Source organism: Pseudoalteromonas sp. NS-SX12, assembly GCF_057367955.1.
The window spans coordinates 451,850-467,327 of sequence record NZ_CM170634.1 but is presented as its reverse complement, the minus strand read 5'-3'; the positions used below and the strand labels follow the sequence as shown (position 1 = coordinate 467,327).

Sequence of the window (15,478 nt, the reverse complement as noted above, 5' to 3'; positions counted from 1 at the left end):
GACAATTTTATTTAGAACTTAAAATGAAAACGCGTATAGCAAAACAAATCGATTTACCCGCAATAGTCGACATTTATAACCAAACGATAGACAGTCGAATGGTAACCGCGGATACCGAACCACAATCAGTGGCAAGTAAACAAGCATGGTTTGATAGCCATACTGACACTCGGCCAATTTATGTTGTTGAAGATAATGAACGGGTGGTTGCTTGGTTAAGCTTTAAGTCGTTTTACGGTCGCCCTGCATATAATGGTACAGTTGAAATTGCCATTTATGTTGACAGCAATCAGCGCGGTAAGCAGATTGGGCAAACGTTATTGCAGTTTGCAGAGTCTCTTGCACCTAAGCTTCAAATCAAAAGTTTGTTGGCATTTATTTTTAGCCACAATACACCCAGCATGCGACTTTTTATTAAAAATGATTTTGCCGTATGGGGTGAGCTACCAAATGTGGCAAAAATGGATAATAAAGAATACAGCTTAACGATTTTAGGTAAGCGAGTAGATGAAAATTAAGTTTAAAAAAGGCTTTAATATTTAACATTAAAGCGTTTGTTAGGGTCTGTTGATCTTTGCTGTTCTATTTTTGTTCTGCTTGAGCGTGCTTTTATCGCGGCGCTCGATATGTGGCCTAGCAATCTAAGCGAATATCGAGCAACAATGAGAAAAGTGCGCTCAAAAGAACCATTCGGCAGCGCTTGATTGGGCTTTCTACTGTGTTATCGGCTGACTCACATAGAATAACTATGCCACGCAGCCTCTGCCTTGTATAAAACCCAATTAAACTGCTGCAAAAACGAACTTGAAAGGTCAACAGACCCTAGGGATAGCTTAGAGAAGTTACTACTTAAGCTCAGCAAGCCATTGGCTAAAATCATTATCCATTGATTTACCCCATTGTTTTACCAGCGCTTGGTAGCGGGTATATTGACCTTTGCGCGTTAGTGCCAGCATTTGTTCAACTTTGTCGCGCTGTTTTTCCATCATATAGCGCGATGCTAAATAACCCCAAACATAAACGCGTTCAGAACCACCATTTTGCTCATAACTGGTGTTAAATAGTTCACTTAGATGAATGATTTGTTTTTTTGCTGCTTTTACTGCGCGTTCGTTATCTTTACCTTTTGCGATGTACTCAGCAATACCTTCACTCCACCATACTAAATGAGGTAATAACGGTGCTGGTTTTGGGCAGTATTCTGGGCCCGAATGAGAGTCGTGTAGGTTAGCGCAAAAGTCACCATACATATTAAAGCGGCCATCTAGGTAATGCACATACTCATGGCTTAAATTCCAAATTTGACCTTTCTTTTGGTAAGCGACGAATTCAGCTGAGTTATTGGGTAAATGCGGTAAACCTTCCAGATACATGCCGCCATTATCGCTTGGAACATCAAAGTGTCCAGTTACATACTGCACATAGGCATCGCGATCTTGATAAATATTGGCTCGCAAGCGGTGATTATTATCATTCGCTACAGGCTTATGTTGAGTATTAAAAACACTATGAAAACGTGCTTCTTGTGCAGACAGCATTTTACATGCAGCGTTTTCTTGTTCTTTGCTAAGCGCTTGATGACGCAGTACGATGGTTTTACTGCAATTTTTCACATTGACCAAAACGTCGTTCACACTGGGCGTGGCTGCACAGGCATAAGTTGTAAATAAAAAGCTGGATAACAGTGCTAATTTTCTCATTGGTATATTGTATTCAATTTCAACTTAAAATGATTACAACAAATTAATTTACATTGGTCAATTAAGTGTTTTCTAAAGGTGCTCTCGCGTACGCTTTTCTCATTGTTAGCTAGGTGAATGTCAATTAGGGGCGTGAGAGGGATACGCACTTTTGCTTTACATTTGCCTAAATTGCTTAACCGCATATTGAACGCAGCAACAAAAACGCTCAAAGAGAGCAAAAATAAAATTGTAACGATCAACAATCCCTAGGGATAAACTTGGGTTAAACCAGAGTGCCCTTGCATATCGCCAATAATCCAAACTTGCTCGAATGGGTGTGGGGTTGGCATAGCAAAATGATGTTGCAGGGCTTGAATATCGTCATTACGCCAAAATGGATTTGCGTTGCGGATCACCAGCCACACGCGTTTAGAATCGTAATGTTTTAATGCTTTGTTAGCTAAAATACGCTGCAGAGCTTTGGTTAAACGAGTTTCTATTGGCTCGAGTAGAAGCGCTTTTAGGTTTTCTTTGGTTTCGCTGCTGAGTTCTCGGTGCAGAATTGCCATTGCTTCTTTCTCGCTGCCATAGAGGTGGGCAATTTCAATGTCGAGCTTATCTTCGCCTTGGTAACAGCTTACATCAGGTTTGCTCGGTTGGTTATGCCAAATATGGCGCATGGGTAAATTAAATTGTTTTTCATACAGGCGTAAAAAGAGCTTGGCTGCTTGATGCTCTAGTTCAATTTTTTCTTTTTCGCTGGCGCTTAACATGAAATATTTGGCTGAAAATACGGCTTAAATTGTTGCGATTACTGTAGCGTGAGAGTGTTTTAGAATGCAAGTGTTGGTGTGGGAAACAAACGTTAATACACTTGATTTGAAATAAAATTTTATTGTGAAAAAGCTATAGAATTAATTATCCAAGATATACTATTGTAATATTCAATTTATAAATTTGTGAATTCTCAATGTCAGCGGTATATATTGCACTGGTTGCTTTGTTTTCAGTAGCAGCGCAGTGGTTAGCATGGATTTTTAAAGTACCAGCTATTTTATTCCTACTTGTTACCGGTCTTTTATTAGGGCCTGGTTTTAATGTAATTGATCCAGATGCGTTATTTGGTGACTTACTGTTTCCGATAATTTCCTTAGCCGTTGCCGTTATTTTATTTGAAGGTGCACTTACCCTCCATTTTAGAGAATTAAAAGGGCTCGAAAAAGTCGTGCGCAACCTGTGCTCCATCGGTATGTTGGCATCGTTTGTGGTGATCGGCTGCGCAGCTTATTTTGTGTTAGACCTCGATTGGCGTGTGGCTGCCGTACTTGGTGCAGTGTTAGTTGTAACCGGCCCAACGGTTATCGCACCGTTATTAAATGCCATGAGGCCGCATAAAGACATTGATAAAGTATTACGTTGGGAAGGCATCGTAATTGATCCTATTGGTGCTTTATTCGCCGTACTAGTATTCGAAGCGGTAATGTTGACAGGCCAAGAAAGTATTTTTAACCACACACTTGGCGCATTATTTATGACATTAGTGGTGGGCTTATCGCTGGGTCTCTTTGCGGGTTGGTTTACGAGTTTATTAATTCGCCGTCAGTGGCTGCCGTATGAATTGCATAAATTTGGTATTTTAGCGTTGGTATTAGCAACCTTCAGTGTTTCAAATTACCTGAGCCACGAATCGGGGTTACTTGCTGTAACCGTTTTTGGTATTTGGCTGGCGAACCAAGATGACTTAGAAATTGATGCTGTGCTTGAATTTAAAGAAGATTTATCAATGATCTTAATTTCAAGCTTGTTTATTTTACTCGCAGCGCGATTACACGTTGACGATATTAAACAACTTGGTGCTAATGTTCTTATTTTTATGGCATTTGTGTTGTTTGCGGCACGTCCGCTATCGATTTTGTTGTCAACATTTGGGTCAGACCTTAATTATCGCGCCCGTGCATTACTTAGCTGGATTGCGCCCCGTGGTATTGTTGCTGCCGCAGTAGGTTCGGTATTTGCGCTTAGTATGGTTAAGGCCGGTGTGCCTACTTCTGAGAAGTTAGTACCGCTTATCTTTACCGTTATTATTGTGACGGTTGTTTTGCAAAGTTTAACCGCTGTGCCACTTACCAAGTTGTTAAAGCTGCGCCAGCCTGAACCAGCAACAGTACTGATTATTGGTGCAAACCATGTGGCACGCGAAGTGGCAAGGGGCCTTAAAGATATCGGTGTGAGTGTTTACCTTTCAGATCCTGCATGGGAAAACTGCAAAATGGCGCGCATGGATGGCTTCCCTTGTTATTACGGTAACCCGCAATCAGAGCATGCTGAGCGTTATTTGCCGTTAACTGACATTAGTAAAGTGCTAGGCTTATCGCCAAACCGCCTTTACAACGCATTAGGTATTCAACATTTCGCGCATTTAATCGGTGAGGATAAAGTGTTTTCATTAAAATCATCTGATGTGCACGCGAAAGCAAACAAAGACAGTGCGACTTTCTTGTCGCGCCAGAATTTATTTGCACAAGATGCTACGTTTGCGCGTCTTTCAGGTGTGATAGCAAAAGGCGGTAAAGTCAGTGCAACGCGTATTGCTGACGCATTTACTTGGGAAGATTATTTGGAAGTAAATAAAGACGCAATTCCGTTGTTTATTTGGCGTCAGCAAAAATTTATCGAACCAGTGCAAATTGGCGGTGAACAAAAACCGGAGGAGGGCGACTCTGTTATTGCGCTACAACCGCCGAAAATGTCTATTTTAAAAGAGTCGCAAGCTAACCAAGCGGCAACATAAAGCAAGGAGCTACTGGCTAGTGCGTTCAATTGCGGCAGTATTACTTTTACTATTTTGTTATGAACTGAAAGCCTCTGATGAGGTTGCGTTGGCGGTTGTCACTGAAGAGTGGCGACCATTTAATTATACCGACGATAACGGCGTTATCGTTGGCCGCTCAACAACAAAAGTAAAAGCAATACTCGATAGCTTGGGATACAAATATGATATTCGAAGCTACCCTTGGACGCGTGCCATGAGGATGGCTGAAAACGACGAAAATACACTTATCTATTCGATTTTTAGAACGCCAGAGCGAGAGCATAAATACCAATGGGCATGTCCGCTTATGGCTCCTGTGAAAGTGTATTTGTTTCACCTTGCGACGCGTGATGATATTAACGTTACGTCACTTGACGATGCAAAAAACTACGTTATTTCAGTAGGGCGAAATGCCCGTAGCCATGAAACCTTACTCGAAAAAGGTTTTATTGAAGGGCAACATTTGGATGTGTCAGCTGATCCTAGCGCCGAATTAAGAAAGTTTCTTGCAGGGCGAGTGGATTTTTTGGTGCAATCTGAATGGGAAATGTCTGAATCGTTAAAGGGAGTTGAGCGGCAATATACAGAAGTTGTGCGAAGCCTCGAAGTGGCAAATGTAAGTGATCGTTCAGCATGCATAGCCTTCAGTAAAAAAACCGACAAAGAAATTGTTAATCGCGTACAGGTAGCACTTGAACAGTACAATAAAAAATTCGGTCTTGAGTAGCGTAATTGTGACAAATCATTAGCTACCTTTGATATTGTTTTTAGTTAAGTCAACGACAGCTGTTAATTCGTAAACCCTCCTTTATTTTTTGTATAACCAAGCGTTCTAAAAAGCTTTTATTGTTTAATTTGAACTACTCATGGGTTATATATCTGAACTTAAATCAAAAATATTGCTTTAATTAGATAAATTTGCGAACGGATATATTGGCAATAATGCGTGAAATGCGTAAGCTTATAACAAGTCGTTAATTTGGTTAAAGTTTGGTTACATAGTCGATGGGTAAAGTTAGAGTTTTATTACTTTCTATTGTGTTATTTTGTGCATTTTTTTCGTCAGAAAGTAATGCCAATTCAGCTGCTTGTATATTGCTGAAACAACAAATGAGCAATTATCAGCATAGCAAAACCCACCCAACCTATCGCCGAGCTCAGCGTGACTACGAACGCCTGTGTAATCAACCTGAAGTAGTTGAAGATAAAGCAACAGAAAGCGCAAAAACGCAACAAACGAGTTTAAGCGAAGAAGAAAAGCGTTTAGCACAAGAGCGATTTGAAGCTATTGAAGCTAAGCAGCAAGAACAACAAACTGTTGAAACCAAAGAAGATGCTAGTGATGATTTAACTAACAACGGAGAAGTAACCAATAGTAACGAACAGCAGACCGTTGAAATTGACTCAAAAACGCAAAGCGAAGTAAAAGAAACGCCTAAAGCTCAACCTGCTGCGCCAGTTAAAAGAGCACCTGTCACCTGGCAAAATGATATTCCAGTAGAAGAATCAAGCTTATTAGAAGCGATGATGCTACCGATTATTTTATTGCTTGTCGTGTTGGTTGCCATATTTGTTTATGTGAAATTTGTACGTTCACGCATGGACGAAATTAAAGAGAAAGCCAAAGAAAAAGCCCAAGAAATGTCAAAAGACATTGCTGCAATGGGTTCAAAAGTTGCTGAAAAGAAAAAGAACAAGTTACCAAAGGGCGCACTCGACCCAGATTTATACTTCCGTCGTCAACGCGTTGAAGTCACACTCGCAAATGGTCAAGAAGTAGTATTAGACAGTGTTATTGCATCGCAATACGGCATTTTCGTTGTACTGCCGCAAAAGCAGCGCGGCGCAATTATCGGTAGTGCAACCTTACCAGAGTGGAAAGAGCAAGTTGGGGAAGAGCTTATTGGTTTTGAAAGCCCATTACAAGTAGTGAATCAATGCTGTCACGCCGTTGCGCAGATTTTAGGATTAAATGATGAAATAGAGCCGATTGTCGCGTTTAACGATATGGCGGTATTTAAATCACAATTTCCAATTGTAGTGATGCATAAAAAACAAGTGAATCCATACATTCTAGGCTTTAAAGAGCTGAGATTTAGCGACCAGCAAGTTGATGAATGGATGGCGTTGATTGATAGCCACAACGAAGCGAAGCGAGAAGAGAAAAAACGCGCTGAAGAGCGTCAACGCGAAGAGAATATGAATCGTCACAATGAGCCTAAATTTGATACTACAGCGCCATCGCCAGCGGAAGTCGCCGAACAAGAAATGCAAGAAAAGCAGCAAGAAACGGTTTACCCAGAACCAGGCTCATATGAAAACTCAGTCTCTGAGATTGCTCCTGATAATCAAGATGTTCATCGTGTAGAAGATGCTGATAAGCCCGCGGTTGATCATATTGCAGAGCTTGATGCAATTCTCAATAAAGCAAAACAGTTTACTGAAAAGCTAGACGATATTAGCAGTGCAACTCCGAAAACTAGCGATGATGAAACGCAACCTCCGACACTAAGCGCTCAGAGCGATGAGTCATTAAATAATGAAGTTGAGCAACCAAGCGCGCCGTCAACTTCGGACGAAAGTATTTTAGAGTCAGGGAAGAGCGATTTATCTAATGACTTTACGCCTGATACCAATGCAGAAATCGAAAAAACAACGCAATCACTTTCATTTGATGAATCATTCGATATGCCATTTAACGAAGCCTCTACACAGCATGCTAGTGCATCAGGTTTGGATAATGGCGACTCAACGAGAAATACGTTCGATAATGAACCAATGGATGACAGTGCAACGCTTACACAATCCAACGCATTACAGGATGAATTAGGTCAACCTGAGGTTCAATCTCAAGATGATGATAGCTTATTGCGACCAGATAGCAGTGAACCTGCTACAGCATATACTGACCCCGATTATTTTAAGTCAGCTGATGACGATGCGCCTGAAAATATGGTTCCTCACTCTGAGTTTAAACGCCGCGCGGCAAAACGTGCAGTTGATGACGGCATGTTTGATTATTTAAATCACTACGACAAATCAGCGGAAAACGACGAGCAAGCAGATAATGAATATTCGCTTGAAGAAGAGTTGGCGCAAAGCCTTGCTGCGGGTAAGGGGTTTTTGTCGGGGTTAGAGCAAAAAGATGATGCTCTTGATGAAGAGCCAAAATTACCAGCGCGCGATGATGCGGATATGTTAGATCAAGTTGAAACCAAATTAGATCAAGAGATGGCTAATTTATCAGCTGATAACGATCTTCTTGAGCAGCATGACACAAGCTTACAACAAGATCTTAATGATTTTGATATCAATTCACTAAAGCAAGACGTAGTTGATAATCAGTCGACTATCAGTGATAGCGTTGAAAGTACAGAGAATGATAGTAGCGATCTAAATCAAGGCGGTTGGCGTGCAATTAAGGCGCAAATGGATGAGCAATCTGACGATGAGATTTTACCGCCTTCAGTAGAAAGTGAATCGCAAGATGAACAACCTAAATCAAGCTGGCGTGCGTTAAAAGAACAAGTAAATGATGAAATTGACGATGAATTTAACAAGACTGATCAAGCAAGTGACGCTGATAAAAATGACAGCGGAAAATCGTCACCATTTTCTAACTTACAGCTCGATCCTGATTGGGCGCCTAAGCCACCTCCGGAAAAGGTATTTAAAACAAAACCTGAAGACGACCCAGATAATAACTAATCAATAAAAAAATGGTCAGCAATTGCTGACCATTTTTTTATTTTACTTGAATTAGCGTCACTAATATTTAGTGATCTTAAAGCAAGATACAACAATCCCTATTCACATTGTTCCACAAGCGAACGTAGGTGCTGCCCTAAATCTTGTGTTTTTGTTTTGCCACTTGCAACTAACTCTGAGGCTTGCTGTTGAATTTCAGCAACATCGTACTGCGATAGCATATGCTTTACGTAAGTTAATACATCGCCACCTTGGCGGATAAGATCTGGCAGGCTTTCGAGGGAAAGTTCTTGTTCAGATAGGTTTGACAGCGTTTCAATGAATTGAGATAAACCCATTGAATCCTGCAACGCACCTTCTACCTCAACTAATGCGCCCATTGGGTCTGCATCTAGCTTACCAGCAACACATGCGGCAACTGAGCCAGCCTCAGAGCCTTGTTTAACGGCTTCAATGCCTTGAGCACGGATCGCTTCAATTACTTCTTGTAACTCTTGATGCTCTGCAAAATATTGACGTTCCAATGCCTTCTTAGGATCTTCTGCAAGATCACAGGCTGTTAAAGTAGTGGCGAAAGCCGTCGCTAGTAACAGTGCTTTTTTCATGATTTCTCCGCAATTATTCGCGTTATTTACCGCGAGTATATCGCAATGTTCTAAACTCTAGCTAAGCAAAAATATGAAAATAAACTAAATTTTATGTCGCAACAAACAGTTAAAAGTCCGTGTGTTGAAAATTGTTGCTTAAATGAAGATGACGTATGTTTGGGCTGTTTTCGTACGTTAGAAGAGATTTTATCTTGGTCGAGTATGAGTTTATCGCAAAAGCGAACTACGCTTAATTTATGTCAACAGCGAAAACAGCAAAAACAACATGCAAAAAAGGATTTTAATTCTAGATAACTCAAGTGTTTTGGCAATGCGCTTAAAAGTTTTACTGGAGTTATTGACGTGCCAAGTAGACTTACATCATTACAGCGACTTTGAACCAAGCAGCGAACCCACATTTTATGAAGCAATTGTTTTTGCCTCAGGTGTTCCCGAGAAGTTAGTGCTGCAAACCCAACAATTATACGGTGATGTACATGTATTTTTACTGGCCCCTAATGTTGAGGGCAGTAAACTCAGTGACAGCTTTACAAAACTGGTTAATGCGCTGCCTCGCGCCTTAGTCATTCATCCGTTCTATAACAATAAGGAAGTGATAGGCTTACTCGAAGAAGGGTTATCGATAGGCGCTGCAAGCCTTGATATAAAGCTACCTAAAATTTTATTGGTTGACGATAACGAAAGTCGCCTAAGCCGCTTAGAGTCGAGCTTAAAAGGCGCACATTTTGATGTTATCACCGCTGATAATGAATTCTCAGCAATTGGGCGTGCAGCGCTACACCAAATTGATTTACTTGTAAGTGATTTTAATATGGGAGATCTCTCTGGCATAGATATATTTAGGCAAATAAAATCTATCAACCAAGATTGTCGCTGCATACTCATCACATCAAAGCCACACCAAAGTGCGTTAATCGAAGCGGTGCGGTTAGGAGTGGATGATGTACTTGAAAAACCACTTGATGAAAGTGTGTTGTTACAAGCAATCTATAAGCTTTGGCACAATGAACAGCTGGAGCAAAGCAACCAAGAGCTGGTATCTCGGCTACAAGATACCGTTGATGCACTTATCGAAAAAGATAGTTTATTGCGTGTTATCTATAAAAATACACCAGATGCGATTGCTATTTTTAGCAACGACGGCGCGATTTTAGAGGCGAATGATGCGTTTTTAAGTTTATTTGCCCGAGAGCAAGATGAAATTCATGACTTATCATTTTTTGAATTGTTAGACAGCACTATTTCAAATGAAATAAAAAACAATATTGCCAGCTTTCAACCTCAGTTTAATTTTGAGTTTGTGGTTACAACAGCAAAAGATGACATTGTACCGTTTTCAGGCTCGTTTAGTGAGATTGACGTGCATGGCGAGCCATCCACTGCGGTTATTTTAAAAAATATTGCGCATCTTAAGCGCAAACAACAGCTACTAGAAGAAGCAAAGCAATTACTTGAAGAAAAAGTAAATATTCGTACTCAAGAACTTGAGGCTGCGAAAAACCAAGCGGAGTTTGCTAACAAAAGTAAGTCGGAACTTTTGGCAAATATGTCTCATGAATTGCGTACGCCAATGCATTCGATTTTAAGTTTTTCTCAATTTGGCTTGGATAAACTTAATAGTGAGCCAATTCCCAAAGATAAACTGCAAAAATACCTTTCTCGTATCGAAAGCTCAGGGCAGCGACTTCTGTCTTTATTAAACAATTTACTCGACCTATCTAAATTAGATGCGGGTAAGTTTCCGTTTAATCCCAGTAAGCACAATTTGAATCAACTAGTGCGAACCAGCATCGACGATATGTCGGGTGCATTATTGGCAAAAACAATTAATGTGCATTTTGTCCCAGAAAAAGACCCGTTTTTTGTCGATTGTGATTGTGATCAAATCGCGCAAGTGATCCGAAATTTACTAGGCAATGCTATTAAATTTAGCGATGAACACAGTGAAATTGAAGTCGTAATAGACCATCACAATGACATGGTGCAATTAGCTGTGCGCGACAGTGGATTAGGCATTCCAGATGAAGAGTTAGAAACAATATTTAACAAGTTTGAACAAAGTAGTAAAACCAATCGTGGGGCAGGTGGTACAGGGCTTGGTCTAGCGATTTGTAAAGAGTTTATTGATTTACACCACGGCCGTATTTGGGCCGAAAATAACTTTGAGAAAGGTGCAAGTGTATTTGTTAGTTTGCCAGTTTCTAATACTTTTGACTAAGCTAAATCTAGTTCAGTATAAATTAATGGAAAACAAGGAGTAAGTCATGAATTCAAACACAGTACTTGCTGTTGATGACGAACCGTTTAATTTGGAAATAATCGAGGAAATACTGGAAGATCATTACGATCTGCATTGTGTAGCAAGCGGTCCTGAATGCCTAGAGGTAGTTCAAAAAATCAACCCAAGTGTTATTTTGCTAGACGTAAGCATGCCCGATATGGATGGTTATGAGGTGTGTCGACGCTTAAAAGAAGACCCTGAAACCTCAGACATTACCGTGATGTTTGTCTCTGCCAGAGGCTCTGTTGAAGAGCGCATTGAGGGTTATAACGTTGGCGCCGAAGACTACATAGTTAAACCGTTTGGTCAGCAAGAGTTACAAGGCAAATTAGACACCTTGTTTAAGGTAGTCGAAAACAAACGTATGCTAGAACAACAGCTGCAAGATGCTACGGACACTGCGTTTAATGCAATGGCCAATAGCAGTGAAATGGGCAGTATAGTGCAGTATGTAGAGCAAATCGGCAAAATTGATGAAAAAGAAGAGCTCGCGCAAGCGCTCATTAATTGCATGCGTGGTTTTGGCCTTAAAACCAGTATTGAGTTTCGTACCAAAAATAATCGCTCTCAATACAGTTCGGAGGGGATTTGCTCACCTATGGTGGTCGAGCTATTTGAGCTGTTGCAAAATAAAGGGCGTTTATATGAGTTTATGCCGAGAATCTTAGTAAATTACCCAAGGGTTAGCCTACTCATTATGAACTTACCAAGTGATGACCCTGAAAAACTAGGACGTATTCGCGATAATATTTGTTTTGTGGTGGGCGTAACAGAGCATCAACTTGATGCCATTTTGACCCGTAAGCAACTAGGCAACCAAAAGCTTAAGTTGCGACAAGCATTCTCAATGGTTCGCGATAAATTTGAAGATTTAGTGGGTGTACTCAATCTCAGTCATGAAATGAATGAGGCAATTTTTAGGGAGTTACAGGAAGAGTTTGAAGATCGGATTCCACTGATGGGTTTAGATGAAGATCAGGAGCAATATATTTACAAAAAAGTGGATGACACAATTCAAAAGTCGGTTGCTCGCGAAGACTTATTGCAAGATATAACACGCGCCTTTACTGAGCTTGAAAATGATCTAAGTGTTATGCTGAAGTAAACGCTCTGTATTTCAACTTCAATTACTTAACTTTAGTTTTGAATAAGAGATAGCGAAATTACTTAAGTTTAAGAACAGCAACTGCTAGAGGCAGATTTGCGATTTATATCTGAGGTTACTTACCAAGGGTTAAGCGTCTCTTGGTAAGCCCTTCTCAATAATACGAATTAAGCGTTTTGTTTTGTTGTCTCTTTGCGCTGTTTTATTGTGTTGTTGTGCGAGTGCCCAATGAATGTGCTCAAGCAGCATTTCAGAAGCACCGCTTTGTGCGCTCTCTAATGCGTTTATAATATCGCTGTTTGCATCTGCATTTCCTAGCGCTACTGCGATATTACGTCGCCAGCGCTCAATACCAATACGGCGAATAGCGCTGCCTTCGGTATTTTTTAGAAAGGTTGCTTCGTCCCATGCAAAAAGCGTAAGTAAGTCCTGACTTTTTAACTGCTTACGAATATGGAAGTCATCTTCGGCTGTAAGCTGTCCGTAGCGGTTCCACGGACACACTAACTGGCAATCATCGCAACCGTAAATACGGTTGCCTAATAGCGAACGAAATTCCTCGGGAATAGCGCCTTGTTTTTCAATTGTTAAGTATGAAATACAGCGTCTTGCATCAACTACATAAGGCTCAACAATTGCGCCAGTAGGGCACGAGGTAATGCATGCCACGCAGCTTCCGCATTTGTTCTCTACCGACTCTTCGTTTACCGGTAGCGGTAAATCCACAAATAATTCACCTAAGAAAAACCAAGATCCCGCTTCTTGATTCAGTATTAGCGTGTGTTTTCCGGTCCAACCGAGTCCTGCTTTTTCAGCTAGTTGGCGCTCTAATACGGGGGCTGAATCAACAAAGGGTCTAAACCCTAAGGTAATTTGATGCTGTTCTAGTTCTTGTTCTAACTTTTTGCCGAGTTGCTTTAAGCGATTACGCATTAATTTATGATAATCGCGGCCTAGGGCATAACGACTTATATATGCGGTTTGTTTGTTTTTTAAATCTTTAGCAAAACTCGCATCTGGTGGTAGGTAATTCATGCGCACAGAGATAACTCTTTGTGTGCCTGGCACAAGTTCAGCAGGGCGTGCGCGCTTCATGCCGTGTGCAGCCATATACTCCATTTCGCCATGGTAGCCCGCATCTAACCATCGTTGTAATTGTGCTTCGTGCTGAGATAGGTCAATATCGGTGATACTCACTTGATCAAAACCAAGCTCTTTTGCCCAAAGCTTGATTTTTTCTACCAAATTCGGATAGTTAAGAGTAGACATACCAGTAGGTGAAATAAATGACGCCAGAATTAACCACTAATTTACCACAGTTTGCATATAGCGCCCAACAAGTAAAAGACAATGAAGCGATAGTTGCATCGCAGCAAAATGTTGAGATGTACGCGCTGATGCAACAGGCTGCCGCATCGGTTTTTCAGTTACTGATGTTGAAATATGGTAATTGCGATAAAGTTCAAGTGATTGCTGGTGGTGGTAACAATGGAGGTGATGGTTACTGGGTGGCTAATTATGCCTTGCAGCATGAGCTTGATGTTACGGTATTCAGTGTTAAGGATGTAAATCAGTTAGCCGGTGACGCTAAGCGCGCTTACTTAGATTACATAAAACAAGGCGGCGAAGTAGTTGATAGCTTAGATACCAGTGCTGACGTATATATTGATGCACTGTTGGGCATCGGTTTTTGCGGTGAGTTAAGTAGTGAATATTCAGATGTTATCAATCACATTAACCAACAGAATAAACCTATTATTGCGGTAGATTTACCTTCAGGTCTGAATGCGACAACAGGCGAAGTGGCAAAAGCCTGTATCAATGCTAATTATACAGTGAGCTTTATTGCTCTTAAGCAAGGGTTATTAAGCGGTAATGCTAAGCAGCATGTAGGCAATTTATATTTTGCAGGACTCGGATTAGCCGATGCTTTTATTGAACATGTTGAACCACTCTCTAAGTTAGTAAATTATGATGCGTTAAAAGCATCACTGCCGGTTCGTCACATCAATAGTTATAAACAACAACTTGGTCATGTTTTATTAATTGGTGGCGATAAACCTATGCCGGGGGCTATTCGCATTGCGGCTGAGTCCTGTCTGCGTGCAGGTGCTGGGCTTGTCAGTGTAGCGACGCATCCAGAAAATCGTGCCATTGTGGTCCAAGGGCGTTATGAACTTATGGTACACGCCGTCGAGCACGCAACAGAGTTGCAACCACTAATTGAAAAAGCCGATGTGTGTGTGATTGGTCCAGGCCTCGGCTTGTCAAATTGGAGCAAGACCGTATGGCAGGCAATCGAGAAGGTCAATAAACCAATTATTATTGATGCGGATGGGCTTAACTTGTTAGCTCAAAAACCAATTAACCTAGCGCACATGATTATTACCCCTCACAGCGGAGAGGCTTCAAGATTACTGGGTATACCAAGCTCTGAAATTGAACTTAATCGTTTTGATTCAGTCTCTAAATTAGCAAAGCAATATAACGCAATAGCTCTATTGAAAGGGGCGGGCAGCTTAGTTGCTAATAGTCATCATACGGTAATTAATACGTCGGGCAGCGTTAGTATGGCAAGTGCTGGGATGGGCGATTGTTTATCTGGTATAATCGCTGGCTTAATTGCGCAGGGCATGCCGAATTTTGAAGCTGTTCAATTGGCTGTTAATATTCACGGCCGCGCAGCGGAAATTGCAGAGCAACAGGGTAAGCGTGGCATGTTAGTCTCAGATCTGTACCCTTTAATTAGAAAACTGGTTGATTAGTGGAGAAGTAAATGGATCAGCAAGATGGGGTTTTTAATTGCTTTTTGGCCGATGAAACTGAAACAGTTGCCATGGGCAGTAAATTGTCTTCATGCATACATGAAGGTGCTGTTATCTTTTTACATGGCGACTTAGGTGCGGGCAAAACGACGCTTACACGCGGCGTTGTACAAGGCTTTGGTCATACCGGTAAAGTAAAAAGTCCAACCTATACCTTGGTTGAACCCTACGAATTAGCTTCACAAAATGTTTATCACTTCGATTTATATCGCCTTGCAGATCCCGAAGAATTGGAGTTTATGGGCATTCGAGACTACTTTGAAAATAATTCAGTGTGTTTAATTGAATGGCCAGAAAAAGGCGCTGGAATGCTTGCACAGGCAGATCTAGAGATTACAATGGAATATGTCGATAATGCGCGTAGAATAACCATAATGGCGAACAGTCAAAGTGGCAAAACAATAATAAATAAGCTGAAGAATGACTAGCGATTGGTACAATATTAAATCTCTGTTTC

General features: G+C 41.0%; 13 protein-coding genes. 9 read left to right on the top strand and 4 right to left on the bottom strand.

The genetic code is table 11. The annotated features are described in order from the left end of the window. Positions 1–23 precede the first annotated feature (23 nt). Complete coding sequence (locus tag AC2IOM_RS02210) at positions 24–518, top strand: GNAT family N-acetyltransferase (RefSeq protein ID WP_486358981.1); 495 nt, start codon at positions 24–26, stop codon at positions 516–518. 327 nt (positions 519–845) lie between these two features. Here AC2IOM_RS02210 and AC2IOM_RS02205 read toward each other — a convergent pair whose 3' ends face one another. After that, positions 846–1,700: a collagenase gene (locus AC2IOM_RS02205; RefSeq protein WP_486358980.1), complete on the bottom strand. Its 855-nt coding sequence runs from the start codon at positions 1,698–1,700 to the stop codon at positions 846–848. Between the two features lie 248 nt (positions 1,701–1,948). Further along, positions 1,949–2,455: a hypothetical protein gene (locus AC2IOM_RS02200; RefSeq protein ID WP_486358979.1), complete on the bottom strand. Its 507-nt coding sequence runs from the start codon at positions 2,453–2,455 to the stop codon at positions 1,949–1,951. A gap of 197 nt (positions 2,456–2,652) precedes the next feature. Between AC2IOM_RS02200 and AC2IOM_RS02195 the strand changes: the two genes are divergently transcribed. From AC2IOM_RS02195 to AC2IOM_RS02185, 3 genes are all read left to right on the top strand, one after another. Further along, positions 2,653–4,473 carry a cation:proton antiporter gene (locus AC2IOM_RS02195; protein ID WP_486358978.1) on the top strand — a complete coding sequence of 607 codons (1,821 nt, stop codon included), beginning with the start codon at positions 2,653–2,655 and terminating at the stop codon, positions 4,471–4,473. Between the two features lie 19 nt (positions 4,474–4,492). Continuing rightward, a complete protein-coding gene (locus AC2IOM_RS02190) occupies positions 4,493–5,221 on the top strand; it encodes a substrate-binding periplasmic protein (RefSeq protein WP_486358977.1) in 729 nt (242 codons plus the stop codon). Positions 5,222–5,604: 383 nt separating this feature from the next. After that, positions 5,605–8,202 carry a hypothetical protein gene (locus AC2IOM_RS02185; RefSeq protein WP_486358976.1) on the top strand — a complete coding sequence of 866 codons (2,598 nt, stop codon included), beginning with the start codon at positions 5,605–5,607 and terminating at the stop codon, positions 8,200–8,202. Between the two features lie 98 nt (positions 8,203–8,300). On the opposite strand, the gene AC2IOM_RS02180 is transcribed toward AC2IOM_RS02185, so the two are convergent. After that, a complete protein-coding gene (locus AC2IOM_RS02180) occupies positions 8,301–8,807 on the bottom strand; it encodes a hypothetical protein (protein ID WP_486358975.1) in 507 nt (168 codons plus the stop codon). Positions 8,808–8,900: 93 nt separating this feature from the next. Here AC2IOM_RS02180 and AC2IOM_RS02175 point away from each other — a divergent pair, with 93 nt between their 5' ends. Genes AC2IOM_RS02175 through AC2IOM_RS02165 form a run of 3 tightly spaced genes read left to right on the top strand, consistent with a single transcriptional unit; the run spans position 8,901 to position 12,196 of the window. Further along, on the top strand, positions 8,901–9,104 hold the full coding sequence (locus AC2IOM_RS02175; RefSeq protein WP_054979076.1) for a DUF1289 domain-containing protein: 204 nt from the start codon (positions 8,901–8,903) through the stop codon (positions 9,102–9,104). Then, the gene (locus tag AC2IOM_RS02170; RefSeq protein WP_486358974.1) at positions 9,076–11,028 is read left to right on the top strand and encodes a PAS domain-containing sensor histidine kinase; all 1,953 of its coding nucleotides are present in this window, start codon (positions 9,076–9,078) and stop codon (positions 11,026–11,028) included. Before AC2IOM_RS02175 ends, AC2IOM_RS02170 begins: the two co-directional genes overlap by 29 nt. Positions 11,029–11,074: 46 nt before the next feature. After that, the gene (locus AC2IOM_RS02165; RefSeq protein WP_486358973.1) at positions 11,075–12,196 is read left to right on the top strand and encodes a response regulator; all 1,122 of its coding nucleotides are present in this window, start codon (positions 11,075–11,077) and stop codon (positions 12,194–12,196) included. A gap of 129 nt (positions 12,197–12,325) precedes the next feature. Here the strand turns inward: AC2IOM_RS02165 and queG are convergent, their stop codons facing one another. Beyond that, complete coding sequence (gene queG / locus AC2IOM_RS02160) at positions 12,326–13,465, bottom strand: tRNA epoxyqueuosine(34) reductase QueG (RefSeq protein ID WP_486358972.1); 1,140 nt, start codon at positions 13,463–13,465, stop codon at positions 12,326–12,328. Between the two features lie 17 nt (positions 13,466–13,482). Between queG and AC2IOM_RS02155 the strand changes: the two genes are divergently transcribed. Beyond that, positions 13,483–14,961 carry an NAD(P)H-hydrate dehydratase gene (locus AC2IOM_RS02155; RefSeq protein ID WP_486358971.1) on the top strand — a complete coding sequence of 493 codons (1,479 nt, stop codon included), beginning with the start codon at positions 13,483–13,485 and terminating at the stop codon, positions 14,959–14,961. An 11-nt stretch (positions 14,962–14,972) separates the two neighbouring features. Further along, positions 14,973–15,449 carry a tRNA (adenosine(37)-N6)-threonylcarbamoyltransferase complex ATPase subunit type 1 TsaE gene (gene tsaE, locus AC2IOM_RS02150; protein WP_054979081.1) on the top strand — a complete coding sequence of 159 codons (477 nt, stop codon included), beginning with the start codon at positions 14,973–14,975 and terminating at the stop codon, positions 15,447–15,449. The last annotated feature ends 29 nt before the right edge of the window (positions 15,450–15,478 follow it).